Here is a 20,918-nt window from a genome sequence, read left to right as displayed (position 1 = left end):
AAAGAGTGAGTTATCGCTCGGAGAGTTGTTGGAAAAGTAACCTCATTTTCACTGTCTATTTTGATTGCTAGTGATATAGGTCGCATATATAATCCGCCAACTTTTTTGACCTTTCGTGTGAACATTCTCAGTCTATGTGGAAACCGCCTTCGTTGCGTTATTGCTACGACACCTATATTCGTGACATATCGATCGTCTTTCTTCTACTTTTGCCCCTCACCATTTGTAACGCGATCTCGATATTTGTTGGTCACGCTTTAAATATTTCCGATTTCCCTGAGCTGGCGAAGAAGTTTTTCTATTTCTCAGATCTCTTAATTGGTATCTACCCAAGTGTGCTTTGTATTGTTACGACGTACTACCTGTCGAGCAAACACAGTATTAACCCTATGGTGGTCGTGCCCTATGCGTTTCTGATGTATCTGTCAGTGTCGCTTACCAATGGGCTCGTCGCGGTAGGCTCTGGCTTACCGAATAACCCCTTAGTTGCGTTAGTTACGGCTATCATTTCTGCGTCTTGTTGTGTGTCGTTCAGGCTTTATCCTCTGGACCCGTCTCGCATCGATTTCGTGAAAGATCTTTATAAGCAAGTTGCACACTTCTTTGGCTTCTTGTTGCTCACGGTCGCGCTGTCTGGGTTAACAACGTCATTTCTCGAAGTGATGGACGTTGTTCGCGCAGATATCGACTTTAACCCACTCACCATAGGGGGTGGTTTGGCGTACCAGTTTATTCTGGGGCTGCTAGGTGCAATTGGCATCAACGGTCATAACTTCCTGTTTGGTGTAAAGCAGAGCTTGTATGAAAGCACGCAGGCGAACATTGCAGCTTTCCATGCTGGTGAAGCGCCGCTCAATATCCTCGGTCAGGGGTTTTATGATGCGTTTATGCAAATTGGTGGTTCCGGTAACTCACTGAGTTTGCTGCTGTGTGTTTTGTTGTTTTCTAAAGATCGTCGTCACATTACGTTGGCGTTGTCTGCATTGCCTTTGGTGATGTTTAACATCAATGAGCTTTTGTTGTTTGGCTTGCCCGTCATCTTTAACCCAACCTTGATTGTGCCGTTTGTTCTGGTGCCATTGGTGAGTTTCATGGTTGTGTATGGTGCGATGTGGTCAGGGCTTGTTAACCCCGTTGAAGCCATTGTGCACTGGATGACACCGCCGTTTTTCAGTGGCTATGTGGCGACGCAAAACAGCCTGAGTGGCGTGTTCTTGCAGATCGTGGTTGTGGTCGTTGGCATCTTGATATATCGACCATTTTACCTGCACTACGCAGGTCGTTGCGTCATTGATAGCAAAGCCATGCTGCATCAGCAAGCGCTTGAAAAAACAACCCTGAAAAGCTTTTTGGGGGATGTGCATCGTTCAATGGGAAGCTACATCAGCAAACACGAAGTGAGCCGTCGCGTCAGCCAAATGCTGAGCAAAGGCGAATTCGTGATGTACTACCAACCCCAAGTGCACTTGAACAATGAAAATCACTTGGCGTTTGAATCTTTGGTTCGTTACAAAGACGAAAAAGGGAACATGCTGCCACCTGTATTCATTCAAGACTTCAACGAACTCGGCGCGATGAATCAACTTGATCACATGGTGATTGATTTGGTGATGGCTGATATGAACAAAATGCCGATTACTTCAGGGTGTAAAATTGGCATTAACGTGTGCGTAGAAACCATCTCTCGTAAAGGGTTTGTTGAGTACGTTGCAGAGCGTCTGGATCACTACGCACTGCCTGCTAGCGCGCTTGAAATTGAGGTCACAGAAGAAGCTATTCTTGAAGACCATAACCAAGTGAAGCGCAATATTGATGCACTACAAGCGCTGGGTGTGAAAGTGGCGATCGATGATTTTGGTTCGGGTTATGCGTCATTCGCACACTTGCTGAAATTCAATTTTGATAAGGTGAAACTGGATCGCTCGTTGCTGATTGACGCAAAAGAGGAACGCGGTCAAAACCTGTATCAACTGTTGGCGAAAATCAGCGACGTTACCGGTTGTGCTTTGGTGGCAGAAGGCGTTGAAACAGAGCAGGAAACAGCCTTTGTTAAAAGCTGCGGCATTGATATCTGCCAGGGGTATTTCTTCTCTAAACCGCTGCCTTTAGAAGAGGCTGTTGATTGGGCGAAGGAAAGAGCCGAACGTTTAGAAAGCACCGAAACCGCAGCATAGAGCGCTGCGCATTCGTTAGGTGCTATCTGACAGTAAATTCAAAATAGAAGAAGGCCGCAGAAATGCGGCCTTCTTGTGTTTGTTACTGAGCGAGACATGAGATTAGAAATCTAACAGCTCAACCTCAAAGATCAGGGTTGAACCTGGCTTAATGATACCTGCAGATGAATTGCCATAGGCTAATTCAGCGGGGATGAAGAAGCGGGTTTTCTCGCCTTTCACCATCAATTGAACACCTTCCGTCCAGCCCTTGATGACTTGGTTCAGACCAAATTCAATCGGCTCTCCACGCTGCACTGAGCTATCAAAGACAGTGCCGTCAATCAATGTACCGTGATAATGCACTTTGACACGCGTGGTTGCGGTAGGGTGCTCTTCACCAGTACCTGCTTCCAATACAAGGTACTGAAGGCCTGATGCGGTGGTTTTTACGCCATCTAATTTCGCATTTTCTTGCAAGAACAAGGTGCCTGCAGCGATGTTCTCTTCTGCCAGTTTGGCGGCTTTTTGTTTATTGAAATAGATGAAGCCGAGAATAAAAATAATGACCAAAGCGAGAATGTAGTTAGACATCTTCAAACCTATTGTTGTCCTTAAAAAAGTGCCGACTTGGCAAGAAAACATCATTATCCAGAAGCGAGAGAAATAATGGAAATGATAATCAGCAACAAGATGTGATCAATGAGAGGTTGGTTTACCTTCATGGGTGTTGAACAACTGAGTAGACGCGTGAGAATGTAAACATTCAGATGAGTAAGAGGAAAAAAGGTGGCATCCCGTTAATACCACCTTTGACTTACTTTCTTGGAGAAATCGTTTATTCCTGCTGTTTTTTGATCAGTGCAGTGACCACATCAATCACGAAGTGCTGACAGTTTGTCGCTGTTGCAGGATCAAAATCTTGTTGGTGTTGGTCAGTATTCGACAAGATACGAATGCTGATAAAAGGGACCTTGTAAGCTTCGGCGACCAAAGCGGCGGCTGAGGTTTCCATTTCCTCGACGGAGGTTCCCAAGGTGTTGTGGAACCAGTTGATACGATCGAGTTCTCGGTTCCATTCGTCGGCTGTACCGATAACGCCTTTGACAACGTTGCCATGCTTATAGCGATCACGTTGAGCCAACGTGTGTTCGAGAAGGGTAGGGTCGGCGGCAAAGTAGGCGTGATTAACGAGTTCGCCTTTTTCACGTAGCCTCATCACCACATCGAAGTGTTGCCATTTTTCAGGGTGAATGCCTTTATCCTTTTCCGTGTACTCAACCTTATATGCGCCCATGTTAAAACTCGTTTCGCCCACAACAATGTCACCGCGGAAAAGTGCAGGATCGTGGCCGCCAGCAGTACCTTGGTTGATGATGGCAAGCGGCTGGTACATCTCAACGGCTAAGGTGGTAGCAGCTGCAGCGTTAGCGAGGCCGATTTCCGTCCGAGAGACCACGACTGGATAACCCGCTATTTCACCTTCCCAAAATGTCCACGAACCTTTCGTGACTTCTTTCGGGTTGTCCAAGGCGTCAATCAATACCTTGGTTTCAATGTCCATGGCACCCTGAATGAGAATGGGTGGCTCAACAGCGGCAAGTGCGCTGGCACTAAAAAACAAAGAGGCGATGGAAAGCTGCTTTAGCATGTAACGAAATCCTAACCAAACAACAGAATTGGAGTGCGCGGATTTTAGCGGGGCAAACGATTGCGTCAATGGTTTTGTGCGTTATCACTCGAAAAAAGCGCAGTGTATTTATAGCGCCCATAAATGTTTGATGGGTAGTGGTTTTCTGTGAATGGTTAAGGCGTAAGTTCGAACTTATCTGTATCGCCGCATTAACGTGCTTCAGCTGAGCGGCAGGAATGCCCCAACATGGCGCATATGTTGCGCTAAGAAATAGCAGCAAGACCAAAGATGATGTTGAAAAGAAAAAGTAGAAGGTTTAACACTATGAAAAATAACAATTTAAAATTTATTCATGAGTTGGTATACCGTTTGCTAAATCTACATTGTGCTAAAGCAGCACTACTTACACTCACTATTATTTAGTTTACGCGATTCCGTTGTGACTTATCTCCGTCTTGTTAGCGCACTGGCGGAGATTTTTTTTACCTGCCACCTACGAATTCTTGCCTACTTCACACCAATTTTACCTGTATTCAGCGCATTACTTTAAAACTGTGAACCACTAGAGGCGGCCATTTACACATCACCAGCAACAAGCTGTTTACGTGTTTTTTTCCGCTTTTTAATTTCGGTGACTATGGGGCAAACATACTGATGTATATAAGAATTTTCCCCTCTTTGCTCTTGCTACTTCCCCAACAAATCTCCCCCGATTGATATCGAACTCATGCAAAGTTTTTAGGAAACAAATGTAACTGACTGTTTTCATTTCGAACATTGATACCAAAGTTTGAATTTATTATTCGCGTAAAGAATTAAGTGATGAAAGATTATTAAAAGTGAGACAAAACATAAATCCATGACGTGGAGAAAAAAACAATATGAATAAGAAACTTAAGGTCTGCGCTGTAGCAACATGTGTTGCGAGTGCGCTAGCAATGAGCGCCTCCCTGCATGCTGCGCCTACACACGACAAAGCCGTTATCGGTTATTTGACGCAATGGGAAGCGTGGAAAGGCACGGATGCTGGCTTTAGCGTAAAAGGCGAAGCCACACACCTTAACGTAGATATGGATATCTACTCCATTTTGAATTTTAGCTTCTTTGGTGTTGCGAAAGATGGCTCCATGCACAGTGGCGACCTTCGTAACAAAAACATCTATCAAGATGGATCGGTTCAAGAACCCGGCCCACTTTTGCACCCTGATGTTTACTCTAGCTGGGATTTCCACATTCTATGGGGTGAGCTGGAATATGTTCACGAATACCCAGGAAACGAACCGTGGCAGGCTGATCAACTCGCCAAAGTGCAAGCTCAAGGGTTTGTGAAAGACGGTCGCGGTTGGAAGCACACGCCATCAGGCGTGACAGGCCAAATGCCTATTCCACTGAAGAAAGAAGGTGGCGCGCCGGGCTTGATTGATTTGGCGAACCAAAAAGGCGTGAAGGTCATGGCGTCCATTGGTGGCTGGAGTATGTCAAAGCACTTCCCCGAAATGGCGGCTAACCCTGTGATGAAAGAGCGCTTCCTGAAAGACGTTGATCGTCTTATGGCGTTGGGCTTCCATGGTATCGATATTGACTGGGAATTCCCGGGTTCTGGCGGCATGAATTTCACGGGTACTGACGTTGATTACGCCAACTTTGAACAGTTGATGGAAGACATTCGTGCACGTATTGGTGATGACAAACTGCTGACGGCAGCGTTTAAAGCTGTGCCAGCGGCGCTTGAAGGTTACGATTGGAATCGTCTGTCGAACTCGATGGATTACTTCAACATGATGACCTACGACCTTAACGGTGGCTGGTCGAACGTCACGGGTCATAACTCGCCACTTTACCCATACCCAGAAGAAGAGTTTGATGGATTAACCTTGGATGACTTGCGCGTTTGGATGCAAGCACGTGGTATTCCATCGAACAAGATTAACTTCGGTGCTGCGTTCTACGGCCGTGGTGTTCAAACCAAAGAAACAACCGCTTATTTGGGCGCGCCAACGGACAAACGCACTGTCAATTTCTCTGTCGATGGCCCAACCGAATCATCTGTGGATTTAGATAACTGGAAAGCGTTCGAAGGCCAACCAAACTACAACTACATCATCAAGCAAAACGGCTGGGAACATTTCTGGGATGCCAATGCTGAAGTGCCTTATGCCGTTAAGGGTAAATACTTCCTAAGCTACGACGATGAGGAAGCCATTCGTAAGAAAGCGGAGTACGTTGTGAACAACGATCTCGGCGGCATCATTGTTTGGCAAGTACACGGTGATATTCAGTGTGAAGGCACTTTTATCAATCACGGTTCTAAGTTGAAAGAATGTACCAACTTAAAATCACCTTTGGCACAACAAATTGATGATGTGTTCAGTGCAAACGTATTGCCAAACGCAGCGCCGGTTCTCTCTGTTCCTGGCGCACAAGCAGCAGATTCTGGTCAAGTCATTAGCTTTGCGGTTTCTGCGAAAGATGCAGACGGCGATGCGTTGTCATTCTCAGCATCGGGCGCGGATGTGCTTGATAATGGTGATGGCACGGCAACCGTTACCTACAAAGCACCGAACACAGCAACAGATCTGACTGACACTATCACTGTCACGGTGACTGACGGTAAGAAATCTGACGTTGCAAGCGTGACTGTGAATGTGAAAGGGTCTGGCGTTGTAGAAAACATGCCACCGGTTCTGACTGTTCCAGCATCTGTTTCTGTTAACGCGGGTGAGTCTGTCGATATTTCGGTTTCAGCGTCTGACGCGGAAGGCGATGCATTGACCTTTGCTGCAAGCGAAGGTGTGGTTGCTCAAAACGGTAACTCTGCGGTCGTGACCGTAACAGCACCAGCATCTGATAAGGACAGTGTGATTTCGGTTGTCGTGACGGTGACTGATGGTTCAGACGCAGATTCAGCGACTGTTGCGGTTAACGTGAAAGGTGACACGGGTCCAACGGACAGCACGTGGGATGCCAACAAGGTCTATAACACCGGTGACAAAGTCATTCATAACGGCGTTGAGTTCACTGCGAAATGGTGGACCAAAGGTGAAGAGCCGGGCAAAGCGTCAGTGTGGGAAGAGTTTGATGATGGTTCACTGAAAGATTGGCGCTCTGACAAAGTCTACAACGGTGGCGATCAGGTGACCTTCCAAGGTGAAACCTACAAAGCGAAATGGTGGACAAAAGGGGACACGCCAGGATCTGCAAATGGCCCTTGGCAGCTAATGTAAGCGTTGATTGTAACGCTACACACTTTCACTAAATTGACATCTTGAATCGAAGCCCTGTATTGCAGGGCTTTTTTCATGCAACTTGCTTATGGAACCTCGTTTTATAAGACGGATAGGAATAACAAATCACCTACAATTTGATGATATCAGTGTCACCGGATTGAGACAGTCTGGATTTCGTTAACTTATTGATAATAATTGAGTTAGTGGGTTTTTGATAATGCATCGATAATACCTATCAAAGATGTAGGAATAACCTATTGGCTTGCTTCTTTCTAACGGGCTATACCTAAAGCAGTCGACAAGATGCGACATAATAAAAACCTTGGAGGTAAACCATGTCTGATGTGAGCAAATGCCCTTTTCATCCGGTAGCGGGTGGCGGCACTACAAACCGTGATTGGTGGCCAAATCAGCTTCGTATCGATATTTTGCATCAACACACTCCCGAGTCGAATCCACTGGGAACGAATTTTAATTATCGTGAAGCGTTTGCGAGCCTAGATTTAGAGGCTGTGAAGAAAGATCTTCATGATCTCATGACAGATTCTCAAGAATGGTGGCCTGCAGATTTCGGTCATTATGGTCCGTTGTTTGTGCGCATGTCTTGGCACAGTGCAGGTACGTATCGTACTTCTGACGGCCGTGGTGGTGCGGGCACTGGTAACCAACGTTTCGCGCCTGTAAACAGTTGGCCAGACAATGGCAACCTGGACAAAGCGCGTCGTTTGCTTTGGCCGATCAAGCAAAAATACGGTCAGAAAATCTCTTGGGCAGACTTGTTGATCCTCACAGGAAACGTCGCACTTGAATCGATGGGATTCAAAACCTTTGGTTTTGCAGGTGGCCGTGAAGACATTTGGGCGCCAGAAGAAGATGTTTACTGGGGCACTGAAAAAACCTGGCTAGATGACGAGCGCTATAAAGGCGATCGTGAACTAGAAAATCCACTGGCAGCGGTACAAATGGGTTTGATTTACGTTAACCCTGAAGGGCCAAACGGTAACCCAGATCCACTGGCGGCAGCCGTTGATATTCGAGAAACCTTTGCGCGTATGGCGATGGATGATGAAGAAACCGTTGCGCTGATTGCGGGTGGTCACACTTTCGGTAAAACCCACGGCGCGGGTGATGCGGCACATGTTGGTGCGGCACCAGAAGAAGCGTCAATTGAACTTCAAGGTTTGGGTTGGGCGAGCACGCATGGTTCAGGCAAAGCGGGTGATGCGATCACCAGTGGCCTTGAAGTGACATGGACACAAGCGCCTACGCAGTGGACAAACTACTTCTTCGATAACCTCTTTGGTTATGAGTGGGAACTGACGAAGAGCCCTGCAGGTGCACACCAGTGGGTAGCAAAAGATGCAAAGGCTGACATTCCTGATGCATTTGAAGCGGGCAAGTACCAGCTTCCAACCATGCTGACGACTGACCTCTCACTGCGCTTCGATCCAGCGTATGAGAAGATTTCTCGTCGCTTCCACGAAAACCCAGAAGCGTTCGCGGATGCCTTTGCTCGCGCTTGGTTTAAACTGACGCACCGTGATTTAGGGCCGCATTCACGCTACCTAGGCTCTGACATCCCAAGCGAAGTATTGATTTGGCAAGATCCTGTCCCTGCAAATGAATACGCCCCACTTGATGATGCAGACGTAGCGACGCTGAAAGCCAGCATCGATGCAACAGGCCTGACTGTGTCGGAATTGGTGTCAACCGCTTGGGCATCTGCTTCTACCTTCCGTGGATCAGACAAACGTGGTGGTGCAAATGGTGCGCGTATCGCATTGGCCCCTCAGAAAGATTGGGATGTGAACCAACCAGCGCAACTTGCCAATGTCTTGAGCAAGCTTGAAGGTGTTCAACGTGATTTCAATAACGCGCAATCTGGCAACAAGGGTGTATCACTGGCTGATGTGATTGTTCTTGCGGGTGGCGTTGGTGTTGAGAAAGCGGCAAAACAAGCCGGTCAAGACATCTCTGTCCCGTTTACACCAGGTCGTACTGACGCGAGCCAAGATCAGACAGATGTCCATTCATTCTCTGTCTTGGAGCCTGAAGCGGATGGTTTCCGTAACTATCAGAAAGCAAAATACACCGTTTCAGCAGAAGCACTGCTTATCGACCGCGCTCAACTGCTGACGTTAACTGCACCAGAATTGACCGTGTTGGTTGGTGGTCTGCGTGTGCTTAACACCAATGCTGGTGGCCATTGTCACGGTGTGTTCACTGAAACCCCTGAGGCGCTCACCAACGATTTCTTCGTTAACTTGTTGGACATGGGCGTGGAATGGAAACCTGTTGATGGTGACGATGTGTTTGAAGGGCGTGACCGTGCAACGGGTGCACTACGCTGGACAGGCACACGCGCTGATTTAGTGTTTGGTTCCAACTCGCAGCTTCGTGCACTTGCAGAGGTATACGCAACAGAAGATGCTAAAGGCAAATTCTTGAGCGACTTTGTTGCGGCATGGGTGAAAGTGATGGAACTGGATCGCTTCGATCTGAAAAAATAACCCTTTATAGTGAGCAGCTTCCTGCATGAAGTAGGGCAAGCTCAATACAAAAAGCCGCTGATTTATTCAGCGGTTTTTTTCGTTTTCTTCACAATGATTTTCTTTGGAAGGACATTACAGCGCACCGCCTTCTGGGACGATGATAGGAAGATCCATGCACCCATAATCCAACCCACGCAGGCTGAGTAAGCAAGTTAACTGTCCACGATGGTGCGTTTGGTGGTTGAACAAGTGCTGGCAGTATTCGCCGACCAATTTGGTTAACGTCACGCTTTCGGTATTGGTGTAATGAAATGGCTGAGAAGTGACGTCATCCGTTAGGTTTTCTACCATCTCCAGAATAACGCGATCAACGCGTTGGCGAAGCGGAACGAGTGTATCGAGGTGGGTGGCGAAGGTATCGTGAATGCCTTTGGAAACTGGCAAGCCTTCGAGTGTTGATGTACTTAGTCCGGCAACATGACATGCGGCGAGTCGCTGCAGCATGATTAAATCCCCGAACAAAATATGGTTCCAGTAATCGAGAATGCTCGGAAAGAAAGAGTGAGTATCTTCAGTGAGTTGCTCGTGCGTCAATGTGCCACACACTGTCAATAGTTGTTGGTTAATGCGCTGATTGTACCGCGCCATCATCCTGAAGTTTGATTGCAATTCCATGTGCTACCGTTGTTGTTTGGGGATAGTTGTTTGAGAACATACTCGACGGTAATGACTTCACGGCCACATTTCAAAGGGGGGAGGCGGTTTGTTAGCGAAGGTCGCAAACTCGAGTGTAATTGTCAGCTATGCGCTACAACGGCTAACCTGACGGGTCATCTCTCTGCGTCGCATCGGCATCTCATCTATTACCTTCACTAACTCTTCGATGTCGACATTCTGCTGCCAGCGGAATTTTTCGGTGCCATCTTTTCCGATCAGCACGGCGATGTGTTCTTCATTGGCGACGCGGTATTTATCGTACATTTCCAGAATTTCTTCGGGTGTAAAAAGCCCTCGCGAATCAGCAAGATCTTGAATATTCAGAATCAATGGATGCAAATCACGATCATCCATTTGGCAGCCATGAATCAGCATTTGACGTTCAAAGGCTTCCACTTTCTCGTCTTTGCTTGGCGCGAAAAACAGCAAAGTGCGGTGTGATTTGATGAACCCATATTCAGGGTACGCCGCGGCTTTTGGAACGGCGCCGAACACTGCAAACAGCGCAAGGCACATTGTGAGTAGTAAGCGCATAGCATTGCCTCCTGTGATACTCACCATTACGAAAGCCTAGCCTGAGTGGATTCATTCCGCATTCCATCCTTTGCGAAATGCCCCACGGTTTGCTGTGTTTCTAGGATGTACTTTTGGTGACACTAAAGTGGTGCGATCTATCCGTGCAATGCACCATAGGCATGCATTGGGCGATCTTGCTTCCATTTGGTCATGTAAGTTGTCTGTGGATTTAATGTAATTAAAACAGATAGATGAAAATACTTTCGAGGCATCGCACATTTTTGGCCGACCTTTTGCTGATAGCACTGTCAGTTAATTAAAACGGAGCGTTAGCAATGAAAGGAAAATCACTTGCACGAAAATGGTTAGGTACAGCGGCGATGATGGGGCTGGCTTTTCACGCGGTCGCTGAAGAAGACACCATCAAAGTCGGTGTGCTGCATTCTCTTTCTGGCACCATGGCGATCAGTGAGACCACGTTGAAAGACACCGTGCTCATGATGGTTGAAGAGCAGAACAAAAAAGGCGGTTTGCTAGGTAAAAAGCTTGAAGCTGTGGTGGTTGACCCTGCATCAAACTGGCCGCTATTTGCTGAAAAAGCGCGCGAACTGGTCGAAAAAGAAAACGTCGATGTGGTGTTTGGTTGCTGGACGTCTGTGTCTCGTAAATCCGTTCTCCCTGTGTTTGAAGAGTTGAACAGCCTGCTGTTTTACCCCGTTCAATATGAGGGCGAAGAGTCGTCTAAAAACGTCTTCTACACTGGCGCTGCACCAAACCAACAAGCAATTCCAGCCGTTGATTATTTGAAAGATGAGCTTGGCATTGAGCGTTGGGTATTGGCAGGTACAGATTACGTCTACCCACGTACCACCAACAAAATCCTCGAAGCCTATCTGATCGATCAAGGTGTCGCGAAAGAAGACATCATGATCAATTACACCCCGTTTGGGCATTCAGATTGGCAGTCCATCGTGGCTGATATCAAGCAGTTTGGTGCGCAAGGCAAGAAAACCGCGGTTGTCTCTACCATTAATGGCGATGCCAATGTGCCGTTCTACAAAGAGCTTGCCGCACAAGGCATGGAAGCAGAAGACATTCCGGTTGTTGCCTTCTCCGTGGGTGAAGAAGAACTTTCAGGCATGGATACGTCATCCCTTGTGGGCCACTTAGCGGCATGGAACTACTTCATGAGCGTGGAAACCGACGAGAACGATGCGTTTGTTGAGAAGTGGCATGCGTACATCAAAGATGATGAGCGTGTCACTAATGACCCAATGGAAGCTACATACTTGGGTTTCAACATGTGGGCCAAAGCCGTAGAGAAAGCCGGCACGACGGACTCGGATGTCGTGCAAGATGCGATCATTGGTGTCACCGTACCCAACCTCACTGGCGGCTACGCGACCATGATGCCTAACCACCACATCACGAAGCCTGTATTGATTGGCGAGATTCAAGATGATGGCCAATTCGTCACGGTATTTGAAACACCGGATGTGGTTGCAGGGGATGCTTGGTCTGATTTCTTACCAGGATCGAAAGACCTCTTTGCAAGCTGGTTGAAGCCAATGTCTTGCGGCAGCTTCAATGTAACAACCGGACAGTGTTCGGGTGTGAGCGAATAATTTTTTCATTCCAACAGATTGCGACAGGCACGTGCGTTGAACGTGCGTGTTTGTCGCCAAACCATGTTGTATTTACCTGCTGTGCGGATCGTCTCTGCATCTTTTTGTAGCCGTTTCAGCAGGGCTTTTTCAAAGGAATGAAAGATGAAGTTTTTCGCTTCAACAAAACCGCTACGTCTCGTCACGGTATTCTGTTTTTTGTGCCTGATAACGGCACTGCTGTCTGTAAAAAGCGTATCTGCAAATACAGATCTTCCCAACTCTTCAACCGTGACCCTTGAAGACATTTCGCCATTGCTCACGAGCAAGAAATTTTCAGATAAGCAAGTCGCCGTCGAGCAGATTGCCAACAGTGAACTTGCGCAAAAAAAACAGATCTTAGAAGGGCTGCTAAACAAGCAAATCGTCTTTAAAAAAAGCGACAAATCGCTGTGGTTTCTCGGGCAAACACCCTTGAAAAAAGGCAGTCAACTTATCGCATTGTCAGATGGTCGCGAACAAGAGGTAATCAAGAAAAGAGACTATCGCGCTGTATCGCTCAATAACAAAATGCGTTCTGAAATACGCACGCAATTGGCCACCTTGTCATTGTTGGGCGACGACCTCGATGCCAAGCGTGACGGGGCTAAACGCCTGCTTGGGGGTATTGATTCCGCGTTGGCAGAACGTCTTCCCTCCATCATTGAAAATGAAAGTGACGCTGTCACTAAAGACACGCTGATAGTGGCGTTAGCCATCTCAACACTGACAGACAATTCATCAAAAACGAGCGACAAAATACAGGCCGTAGAAACGTTAGAAGACTCCGGCCTACCAGACGCCTATGAAGCGCTGCAAAGCGTCAGCAACCTCAACCCACAAGACAGTGAATTGGGTGAGGCGATCACGCGCGCACTCGCCAGTTTTGAAGAAAAACAGCGCGTCGTTAACGCCGCGCAAACCCTGTATTTTGGATTGAGTTTAGGGTCGGTATTGGTGCTCGCGGGCATTGGTCTTGCCATTACCTTTGGTGTTATGGGTGTGATCAACATGGCGCACGGTGAGCTCATCATGATTGGTGCGTACACCACGTATGTGTTGCAACAACTCATGCCTGCCTATACTGGGATGTCGTTACTTTTATCTATCCCATGTGCGTTTGTGGTGTCAGGCTTGGTCGGGATTTTGATTGAACGTACCGTGATACGTCATTTGTACGGCAGGCCACTTGAAACCTTGCTGGCCACGTTCGGCATCAGTTTGATTCTACAGCAAGCCGTTCGCTCGATTTTTTCTCCGCTCAACCGCTCCGTCAGTACGCCTGAATTCATGTCCGGCATGATTGACGTAACGCCCATGCTGCAACTTACCGCAAGTCGCGCTTACATCATCATCTTCTGCTTGATGGTCTTCTTCGCACTCTTGTTCGTTTTGCGCAAAACCCCGCTGGGTTTGCAGGTGCGTGCTGTTTCTCAAAACCGTCCGATGGCCCGAGCAATGGGTGTGCGTTCTGAATGGGTAGACATGGCGACGTTTGGCCTTGGCGCGGGCGTTGCAGGTATCGCAGGCGTGGCGCTTTCACAGCTTACCAATGTGGGGCCGAACATGGGGCAAGCCTACATCATTGATTCCTTCATGGTGGTGGTGTTTGGAGGCGTCGGCAACCTGTGGGGCACGTTGGCAGCGGGATTAAGCCTTGGCGTGTTCAACAAAATTCTTGAGCCTTGGGCGGGGGCGGTCTTGTCCAAAATTCTCGTGCTCGTCTTCATCATTCTGTTTATTCAAAAACGCCCGAAAGGACTCTTTCCTCAACGTGGCCGTATGGCGGAGGGCTAATCATGGACCGTCGATTATTTGATAAGCCAAGCACCACACTGATTGCCTTGCTGGGATTAAGCATTGTGTTAGTGCCGGTGTTGAACCTATGGGTGCCGGCAGGGAACGCGTTCCACCTAGAAACCTATACCGTCTCCTTGCTCGGTAAATACCTTTGTTATGCCATTCTCGCGCTTTCCGTCGATTTGGTGTGGGGCTACCTCGGCATTTTGAGTCTTGGGCATGGCGCTTTCTTCGCGCTCGGTGGTTACGCCATGGGCATGTATTTAATGCGCCAAGTGGGTGATCGCGGTGTGTATGGCGACCCGCTTCTGCCGGATTTCATGGTGTTCCTTAACTGGACCGAATTACCGTGGTTTTGGCATGGCTTCGACCAGTTTTGGTTTGCGTGCGTGATGGCGGTTGCCGTGCCGGGAGTACTTGCCTTTCTGTTCGGCTGGCTCGCGTTTCGCTCGCGGGTCTCAGGCGTGTACTTGTCCATCATGACTCAAGCGATGACATTCGCCTTAATGCTGGCGTTTTTCCGCAACGAAATGGGGTTTGGTGGCAACAACGGCCTGACCGATTTTAAAGACCTCCTTGGTTTTAGTTTGCAAAGCGATACCACGCGCGTCGGCTTGTTTGTCGCGACTGCGTTAGGGCTGATCATTACCTATGTGCTGTGCCGTGCGATTGTCAGTAGCCGATTGGGTGCACTCGCGATTGCCGTCAGAGACGCAGAATCCCGCGCACGCTTTGTCGGATTCGCTGTAGAGAACAGCAAGCTTTGGTTGTTTGTTGTTTCAGCTGCCATCGCGGGCATTGCAGGTGCACTGTACGTGCCACAGGTCGGGATCATCAACCCCGGTGAATTTGCACCGCTCTTGTCGATTGAAATCGTGGTTTGGGTCGCCCTTGGCGGACGCGCAACGCTTTACGGTGCCGTGATTGGTGCTGTGATTGTGAACTATGCAAAAAGCTGGTTCACCGTTGAATTCCCAGAGGTTTGGTTATTTGCATTGGGGGCGCTCTTTGTTGCTGCCACCTTGTATTTGCCAAAAGGGGTAACAGGGCTTTGGACGAAGCAGGAGGCGAGCCAATGATGGCAAGAGTAGGATGGCAGCAAGGCTTTGACCATCAAAGCGAAAATGTATTGGATTCGGACGAAGGTGGCTCGGGTTTTCTGAAAGATCTTACGCGCCGCGATCAGGTCTTTAGCTTCCTCAAACCGCCTTACAACCCCAAGGTCGACATCAAGAACGACATGCTGCTCTACGTCGAAGGTGTCTCGAAATCGTTTGACGGCTTTAAAGCGATTAACGATTTAAACCTCTACATCAAGAAGGGCGAGCTTCGCTGCATCATCGGCCCAAATGGCGCGGGGAAAACCACCATGATGGACATTATCACGGGGAAAACGCGTCCAGACGCAGGGGAAGTATGGCTAGGGCAACGACTCGATTTGCTCAAGATGGATGAAGCCAACATTGCCAATGCAGGCATTGGGCGGAAATTCCAAAAACCCACCGTGTTTGAAGCGCTCTCAGTCTGGGAGAACCTTGAACTTGCCATGGCAGGAAACAAGGGCACGTGGCAGATGTTTCGGGCGGTGTTATCCGGTGAGCAAAAATGCGACATCGAACAGGTGTTAGAGCTAATAGGCTTAAAAACGCTGTCGAAAATGATCGCCGGAAAGCTCTCACATGGACAAAAGCAATGGCTGGAAATTGGCATGTTACTGATGCAAAAACCCACCTTGTTGCTGGTGGATGAGCCTGTCGCGGGCATGACGCACCAAGAGATGGATCGTACCGCGGAATTGCTGCTTTCTCTTGCGGGTTCGCATTCGGTCATGGTGGTGGAACACGACATGGATTTTGTCAGAAGCATCGCATCAACGGTCACGGTGTTGCACCAAGGGCACGTGCTTGCGGAAGGATCGATGCAAGCGATTCAAGACGATGCGCGTGTACGTGAAGTGTACCTCGGCCAATAGTCCATAGATGGACGAACGATCAGAAGGAAACGACATGCTGGAAGTGATTGGCGTGAATCAACGTTACGGCGACAGCCAAACATTGTGGGATTTATCGCTCACGGCACCGAAGGGCAAATGCACTGTGGTGATGGGGCGAAACGGCGTCGGCAAAACCACCTTGATGGAAAGCATCATGGGGCTGCTTGCGATTGACGATGGGCAAATTGTGGTCGATGGCAAAGACATTGCGAAGACCCGCGCTGAGATGCGACCGAGAGACGGTGTTGGGTATGTGCCGCAAGGGCGTCAGATTTTTCCCATGTTAACCGTGGAAGAAAACCTGCGCATTGGACTGCCTATTCGCCCAAAACATGACAGGCAGATCCCGGCGTATATCTATGAACTCTTCCCGGTGCTTGCTGACATGAAGCGTCGATTCGGTGGCGATTTGTCAGGCGGCCAACAGCAGCAGCTTGCCATTGCGCGCGCCTTGGTCATTGACCCGAGTTTGTTGCTCTTGGATGAACCGACAGAAGGGATCCAGCCCAACATCGTGCAAGAAATTGGCGACATCATTACGCGCCTGAATCGTGAGATGGGACTGACGGTTTTGCTGGTGGAGCAGAAACTGCCTTTCGCCCGAAAGGTCGGTGACCACTTTTGTTTGGTCGACCGCGGCAAGAATGTCGCCAGTGGCGAAATGGATGCGCTATCAGACGAGCTTATTCGCCGCTATTTGACGGTGTAGACGCGAATAACCAATGACAAACAGGTGGACGAACAGGTGATAGAAACGGCATGACACAAATAACCCTGTGCAACGACATGGCTGGAGAAGAAAGAAACGAGGCGGCCTCGACCGTCACTTCGTTGCCGGCGGCGTCTGTTCCCGCGAGAGGGTGGGAAGCCGAACTCGTGCTTGGCTATGAAGTCAGCCGAGATAAAACCGTGCTTCGACACAGCTCGCACTGCGGGCCATTGGCGATTCAACGCGCTTTGTACCCAGAGGGTGGCGTTTGCCATAGCCATTTATTGCACCCGCCGGGGGGCGTTGTTGGGGGTGATTCGCTCGACGTAAACGTGTGTGTTTCTGCGGGGGCTGAAGTGTTACTGACAACGCCGGGTGCCACGCGTTTTTACCGTTCTGATGGACGCGTCGCCAACTTAGAGCAGCATTTTACCGTGGGTGAACATGCCCGATTAGAGTGGGTGCCGTTAGAAAACATTGCCTTCCCAGGGGCGATATTGACCACACAAACCGATTTTCGTCTCAGTGCAACGAGCCAGTTTATTGGCTGGGATATTTGGACGCTGGGGCAACCCGCAACGGAAACCCCTTTCGGAAACGGCGATCTTAATGGCCTCACGAGAGTGTTCATTGATGACACCTTAACCCTCTGTGAGCGCCTTCGCGTCAACCCCGAAACGCAACGTTTCTCCGCTTCATCTCTGCGTGATCACCCTGTTTGCAGCACCCTGATCATGTACGACGGGCTTCGCCAAAACGGGACATCGGATAAAACCGAACAAACCCTGTGCGAACAATTGGTCGAATGGTGGGAAAGCGAACGCGAAAACGCCCAACAAAAAGATCCAAGTATCGTTTTCGGTTTCACCGCATGCGATGGATTACTGATCGTGCGGGGGCTGGGCGAAAAAACCGAGGCCTTGTTTGAGGTGTATACGCAGATTTGGCAAAAAGTGCGGCATGAATGGACGGGTATCACGCCGGCTATTCCGCGTATTTGGCGCACTTAGAAATGAACGAATCTAGCCACAGAGCAGCCATGCAAGATCAGCAAGAACAGCAAGATCAGCAAAAAAGAACAGAAAGCATCACCAACACAGCGAGGAGAGCACGATGGAGCTAACCCCACGAGAAAAAGACAAACTCATGCTCTTTACGGCGGCATTGCTGGCAGAGCGGCGAAAAGACCGAGGGTTGAAGCTCAATTACCCTGAAGCCGTCGCCCTGATCAGCGCCGCCATTATGGAGGGCGCGAGAGACGGTCGCACTGTTGCAGAGTTGATGGATTTTGGACGCACGATCCTCACGGTGGATGATGTGATGGACGGCGTGCCGAGCATGATCCACGACGTGCAAGTTGAAGTGACTTTTCCTGATGGCACCAAATTGGTGACCGTTCACGATCCCATAGTGTGAGGTGTTGATATGTCACACGGTTCTCAAACTGCAGTTCATGGCTTTGTGCCCGGTGAACTGCGTGCAAAAGACGGCGAAATTGAACTTAACGCGGGACGCGCCACAGTGATGGTGGACGTGGCAAACACAGGCGATCGCCCCATACAGGTTGGTTCGCACTATCACTTTTATGAAGTGAACGATGCACTCATGTTCGACCGAGCGTCCGCCAAAGGGTTTCGCTTAAACATTGCGTCAGGCACCGCGGTACGTTTTGAGCCGGGTCAAAGCCGAACTGTCGAGCTAGTCGCGTATGCGGGCACACGCATTGTGTATGGCTTTCAAGGTCGCGTGATGGGGGCTCTGGATGGTGCGAGTGGCACATCCAGCGCGGTGAATAGCAACCCAACCGATGATAAGGACGATTAACATGGCGAAGATTTCACGTCAGGCATATGCCGAAATGTTTGGCCCGACAACGGGTGATTGTTTACGTCTTGCTGATACCGAGCTTTGGTTGGAGGTGGAGAAAGACTTCACCATCTATGGCGATGAAGTGAAATTTGGCGGCGGTAAAACTATCCGTGATGGCATGGGACAAAGCCAGCGCCCGAGTGCGGAAACGCCGGATTTGGTGATCACCAATGTGGTGGTGCTGGATTATTGGGGCATTGTAAAAGCCGATGTCGCCGTGAAAGCAGGGCGTATCGAAGCTATTGGCAAAGCCGGTAACCCAGATATTCAAGATGGCATCGACATTGTGATTGGGCCGGGTACTGAGGTGATCGCGGGTGAAGGTCAAATTCTCACTGCTGGCGGCATTGATACCCATATTCATTATATTTGCCCGCAACAGATAGACGAAGCGCTCACGTCAGGCGTGACGACCATGGTTGGCGGCGGCACAGGCCCAGCCACGGGCACGAATGCAACCACTTGTACGCCGGGGCCTTGGAACATTCATCGCATGCTGCAGTCGCTGGATGCCTTCCCAATGAACTTTGGTTTGTTAGGGAAGGGGAATGCGAGTTTGCCCGAATCGCTTGAAGAACAAGTCGCCGCAGGCGCGTGTGGCTTGAAACTCCATGAAGATTGGGGGTCGACACCCGCAGCCATCGACAACTGTATGTCGGTCGCGGAAGCCACCGATGTGCAAGTCGCGATTCACACGGACACCTTGAACGAATGTGGCTTTGTGGAAGAGACCTTAGCGGCGATCGGTGATCGTGTTATTCATACCTACCACACCGAAGGGGCGGGCGGTGGTCACGCACCAGACATTATCAAAGCCGCGGGCTTGGCGAATGTCTTGCCTTCTTCAACGAACCCGACCCGTCCTTACACGGTCAACACGGTTGACGAGCACTTAGACATGCTGATGGTGTGTCACCACTTATCACCCGCCATCGCCGAAGACATCGCCTTTGCGGAATCGCGCATTCGCCGTGAAACCATCGCCGCCGAGGATCTTCTCCACGATCTCGGCGCTTTCTCGATGATTTCTTCTGACTCACAAGCCATGGGGCGTGTGGGGGAAGTGGTGATCCGAACGTGGCAAACCGCGCACAAGATGAAAGTGCAGTTTGGCGCACTAGAAGGCGACCCAAGTCATAGCGATAACCAACGCATTAAACGTTATGTCGCGAAATACACCATCAACCCTGCCATCACGCATGGCATGGCACACGAGATCGGATCGATTGAGGCAGGGAAACTTGCAGACTTGGTGCTTTGGAAACCTGCGTTCTTCGGTGTGAAACCGTCATTGGTTATCAAAGGTGGGTTAATTGTTACTGCGCCGATGGGCGACCCGAACGGATCCATTCCTACACCTCAGCCTGTGCATTATCGCCCAATGTTTGGCAACTATGGCCGTGGCCCAGCAACGAGTTCACTGCTCTTTATGTCGCAGTCTTCCATTGATAACGGCGTGCACGAGATGTTGGCACTTCAAAGTGGTATCAGTGCGGTGAAAGGCTGTCGAACGATTCGGAAAAAAGACATGAAGCTCAACGACTGGCAACCGAACATTGAGGTCGATCCACAAACTTATGAAGTGCGCGCAGATGGACAGTTGTTGGTGTGTCAGCCCGCTGATGTGTTGCCAATGGCGCAGCGTTATTTCTTATTTTAAGTGGAGGTGAGAATGATTGAATTCACTCAGCGAATTAGTGCTGAACATGACAAAAACCACGCATCTCCTGTCACTGGCACGGTCAGTTTGGGCATTGATGCGCGAATCAAAAGTCGCATCAAGGTGGCTTTAGACGATGGGCGAGATGCGGGCCTATTTCTTCCTCGTGGTATTACGCTTCGCGATGGCGATGTGTTGGTCTCCACAGAGGGCGAACATGTCCGCGTGGTGGCGGCAGAAGAGAAAGTATCAACCGCGAAAGCCGATTCTCCGCTTCTGTTAGCAAGATTGAGTTATCACCTTGGAAACCGGCATGTGCCGCTACAAGTCGGTGACGACTGGGTACGTTATCAACACGATCATGTGCTCGACGAAATGGTGGGCTTGTTGGGGGGAGCGGTGGTTGTCGAAATGGCACCGTTTGAGCCAGAAGCAGGGGCATATGGCGGTCACTCCTCTGGGCATCACCATCATCACTGAATGAACCAACAGAAAGCATTCGCAAA

17 protein-coding genes are annotated in these 20,918 nt (G+C 49.4%); 13 read left to right on the top strand and 4 right to left on the bottom strand.

Annotated elements, in window-relative coordinates; all coding sequences use genetic code 11:
* The first annotated feature begins 134 nt into the window (after positions 1–134).
* On the top strand, positions 135–2,174 hold the full coding sequence (locus tag EQP46_RS01255; protein ID WP_129491912.1) for an EAL domain-containing protein: 2,040 nt from the start codon (positions 135–137) through the stop codon (positions 2,172–2,174).
* A 102-nt stretch (positions 2,175–2,276) separates the two neighbouring features.
* On the opposite strand, the gene EQP46_RS01250 is transcribed toward EQP46_RS01255, so the two are convergent.
* Complete coding sequence (locus tag EQP46_RS01250) at positions 2,277–2,747, bottom strand: BamJ family beta-barrel-assembly machinery protein (RefSeq protein WP_129491911.1); 471 nt, start codon at positions 2,745–2,747, stop codon at positions 2,277–2,279.
* Positions 2,748–2,991: 244 nt separating this feature from the next.
* On the bottom strand, positions 2,992–3,804 hold the full coding sequence (gene mtnN / locus EQP46_RS01245) for a 5'-methylthioadenosine/S-adenosylhomocysteine nucleosidase (RefSeq protein ID WP_129491910.1): 813 nt from the start codon (positions 3,802–3,804) through the stop codon (positions 2,992–2,994).
* An 863-nt stretch (positions 3,805–4,667) separates the two neighbouring features.
* Here mtnN and EQP46_RS01240 point away from each other — a divergent pair.
* Entirely contained in the window at positions 4,668–7,010 is a 2,343-nt protein-coding gene (locus tag EQP46_RS01240) for a glycosyl hydrolase family 18 protein (protein ID WP_129491909.1), read from the top strand.
* A 338-nt stretch (positions 7,011–7,348) separates the two neighbouring features.
* The gene (gene katG / locus EQP46_RS01235) at positions 7,349–9,523 is read left to right on the top strand and encodes a catalase/peroxidase HPI (RefSeq protein WP_129491908.1); all 2,175 of its coding nucleotides are present in this window, start codon (positions 7,349–7,351) and stop codon (positions 9,521–9,523) included.
* Between the two features lie 114 nt (positions 9,524–9,637).
* Here katG and EQP46_RS01230 read toward each other — a convergent pair whose 3' ends face one another.
* Both EQP46_RS01230 and EQP46_RS01225 read right to left on the bottom strand, forming a co-directional pair.
* Positions 9,638–10,180, bottom strand: coding sequence for a DinB family protein (locus EQP46_RS01230; protein WP_129491907.1), 543 nt, complete (start codon positions 10,178–10,180; stop codon positions 9,638–9,640).
* A gap of 126 nt (positions 10,181–10,306) precedes the next feature.
* Entirely contained in the window at positions 10,307–10,756 is a 450-nt protein-coding gene (locus EQP46_RS01225; protein ID WP_129491906.1) for a DUF4174 domain-containing protein, read from the bottom strand.
* A gap of 317 nt (positions 10,757–11,073) precedes the next feature.
* Here EQP46_RS01225 and urtA point away from each other — a divergent pair, with 317 nt between their 5' ends.
* The 10 genes from urtA to ureE all read left to right on the top strand — a co-directional run bounded on the left by urtA (position 11,074) and on the right by ureE (position 20,892).
* On the top strand, positions 11,074–12,363 hold the full coding sequence (urtA, locus tag EQP46_RS01220; RefSeq protein ID WP_129491905.1) for an urea ABC transporter substrate-binding protein: 1,290 nt from the start codon (positions 11,074–11,076) through the stop codon (positions 12,361–12,363).
* Positions 12,364–12,570: 207 nt separating this feature from the next.
* Positions 12,571–14,178 carry an urea ABC transporter permease subunit UrtB gene (urtB, locus tag EQP46_RS01215; protein ID WP_420841363.1) on the top strand — a complete coding sequence of 536 codons (1,608 nt, stop codon included), beginning with the start codon at positions 12,571–12,573 and terminating at the stop codon, positions 14,176–14,178.
* 2 nt (positions 14,179–14,180) lie between these two features.
* The gene (gene urtC, locus EQP46_RS01210; RefSeq protein WP_129491903.1) at positions 14,181–15,260 is read left to right on the top strand and encodes an urea ABC transporter permease subunit UrtC; all 1,080 of its coding nucleotides are present in this window, start codon (positions 14,181–14,183) and stop codon (positions 15,258–15,260) included.
* Complete coding sequence (gene urtD, locus EQP46_RS01205; protein WP_129491902.1) at positions 15,257–16,153, top strand: urea ABC transporter ATP-binding protein UrtD; 897 nt, start codon at positions 15,257–15,259, stop codon at positions 16,151–16,153. Before urtC ends, urtD begins: the two co-directional genes overlap by 4 nt.
* Positions 16,154–16,187: 34 nt before the next feature.
* The gene (urtE, locus tag EQP46_RS01200; RefSeq protein WP_129491901.1) at positions 16,188–16,883 is read left to right on the top strand and encodes an urea ABC transporter ATP-binding subunit UrtE; all 696 of its coding nucleotides are present in this window, start codon (positions 16,188–16,190) and stop codon (positions 16,881–16,883) included.
* 50 nt (positions 16,884–16,933) lie between these two features.
* Entirely contained in the window at positions 16,934–17,893 is a 960-nt protein-coding gene (locus EQP46_RS01195) for an urease accessory protein UreD (protein ID WP_129491900.1), read from the top strand.
* A gap of 103 nt (positions 17,894–17,996) precedes the next feature.
* Complete coding sequence (ureA, locus tag EQP46_RS01190; protein ID WP_017011572.1) at positions 17,997–18,299, top strand: urease subunit gamma; 303 nt, start codon at positions 17,997–17,999, stop codon at positions 18,297–18,299.
* A gap of 9 nt (positions 18,300–18,308) precedes the next feature.
* The gene (locus EQP46_RS01185) at positions 18,309–18,707 is read left to right on the top strand and encodes an urease subunit beta (RefSeq protein ID WP_129491899.1); all 399 of its coding nucleotides are present in this window, start codon (positions 18,309–18,311) and stop codon (positions 18,705–18,707) included.
* Between the two features lies 1 nt (position 18,708).
* Positions 18,709–20,412 carry an urease subunit alpha gene (ureC, locus tag EQP46_RS01180; RefSeq protein ID WP_129491898.1) on the top strand — a complete coding sequence of 568 codons (1,704 nt, stop codon included), beginning with the start codon at positions 18,709–18,711 and terminating at the stop codon, positions 20,410–20,412.
* A gap of 12 nt (positions 20,413–20,424) precedes the next feature.
* The gene (gene ureE / locus EQP46_RS01175; RefSeq protein WP_129491897.1) at positions 20,425–20,892 is read left to right on the top strand and encodes an urease accessory protein UreE; all 468 of its coding nucleotides are present in this window, start codon (positions 20,425–20,427) and stop codon (positions 20,890–20,892) included.
* Positions 20,893–20,918 lie beyond the last annotated feature (26 nt).

This window comes from Enterovibrio baiacu, assembly GCF_004120195.1.
Taxonomy (GTDB): domain Bacteria; phylum Pseudomonadota; class Gammaproteobacteria; order Enterobacterales; family Vibrionaceae; genus Enterovibrio; species Enterovibrio baiacui.
This window is presented reverse-complemented; position numbering and strand designations above follow the sequence as displayed.

What these genes read in the sequence shown, in the direction of transcription:
- EQP46_RS01255 (WP_129491912.1), top strand. Translation starts at nt 135, where the DNA reads ATGTGGAAACCGCCTTCGTTGCGTTATTGCTACGACACCTATATTCGT.
- urtC (WP_129491903.1), top strand. Translation starts at nt 14,181, where the DNA reads ATGGACCGTCGATTATTTGATAAGCCAAGCACCACACTGATTGCCTTG.
- ureA (WP_017011572.1), top strand. Translation starts at nt 17,997, where the DNA reads ATGGAGCTAACCCCACGAGAAAAAGACAAACTCATGCTCTTTACGGCG.
- EQP46_RS01225 (WP_129491906.1), bottom strand. Translation starts at nt 10,756, where the DNA reads ATGCGCTTACTACTCACAATGTGCCTTGCGCTGTTTGCAGTGTTCGGC.
- EQP46_RS01240 (WP_129491909.1), top strand. Translation starts at nt 4,668, where the DNA reads ATGAATAAGAAACTTAAGGTCTGCGCTGTAGCAACATGTGTTGCGAGT.
- katG (WP_129491908.1), top strand. Translation starts at nt 7,349, where the DNA reads ATGTCTGATGTGAGCAAATGCCCTTTTCATCCGGTAGCGGGTGGCGGC.
- ureE (WP_129491897.1), top strand. Translation starts at nt 20,425, where the DNA reads ATGATTGAATTCACTCAGCGAATTAGTGCTGAACATGACAAAAACCAC.
- urtE (WP_129491901.1), top strand. Translation starts at nt 16,188, where the DNA reads ATGCTGGAAGTGATTGGCGTGAATCAACGTTACGGCGACAGCCAAACA.
- urtD (WP_129491902.1), top strand. Translation starts at nt 15,257, where the DNA reads ATGATGGCAAGAGTAGGATGGCAGCAAGGCTTTGACCATCAAAGCGAA.
- mtnN (WP_129491910.1), bottom strand. Translation starts at nt 3,804, where the DNA reads ATGCTAAAGCAGCTTTCCATCGCCTCTTTGTTTTTTAGTGCCAGCGCA.
- urtA (WP_129491905.1), top strand. Translation starts at nt 11,074, where the DNA reads ATGAAAGGAAAATCACTTGCACGAAAATGGTTAGGTACAGCGGCGATG.
- ureC (WP_129491898.1), top strand. Translation starts at nt 18,709, where the DNA reads ATGGCGAAGATTTCACGTCAGGCATATGCCGAAATGTTTGGCCCGACA.
- EQP46_RS01250 (WP_129491911.1), bottom strand. Translation starts at nt 2,747, where the DNA reads ATGTCTAACTACATTCTCGCTTTGGTCATTATTTTTATTCTCGGCTTC.
- EQP46_RS01185 (WP_129491899.1), top strand. Translation starts at nt 18,309, where the DNA reads ATGTCACACGGTTCTCAAACTGCAGTTCATGGCTTTGTGCCCGGTGAA.
- EQP46_RS01195 (WP_129491900.1), top strand. Translation starts at nt 16,934, where the DNA reads ATGACACAAATAACCCTGTGCAACGACATGGCTGGAGAAGAAAGAAAC.
- EQP46_RS01230 (WP_129491907.1), bottom strand. Translation starts at nt 10,180, where the DNA reads ATGGAATTGCAATCAAACTTCAGGATGATGGCGCGGTACAATCAGCGC.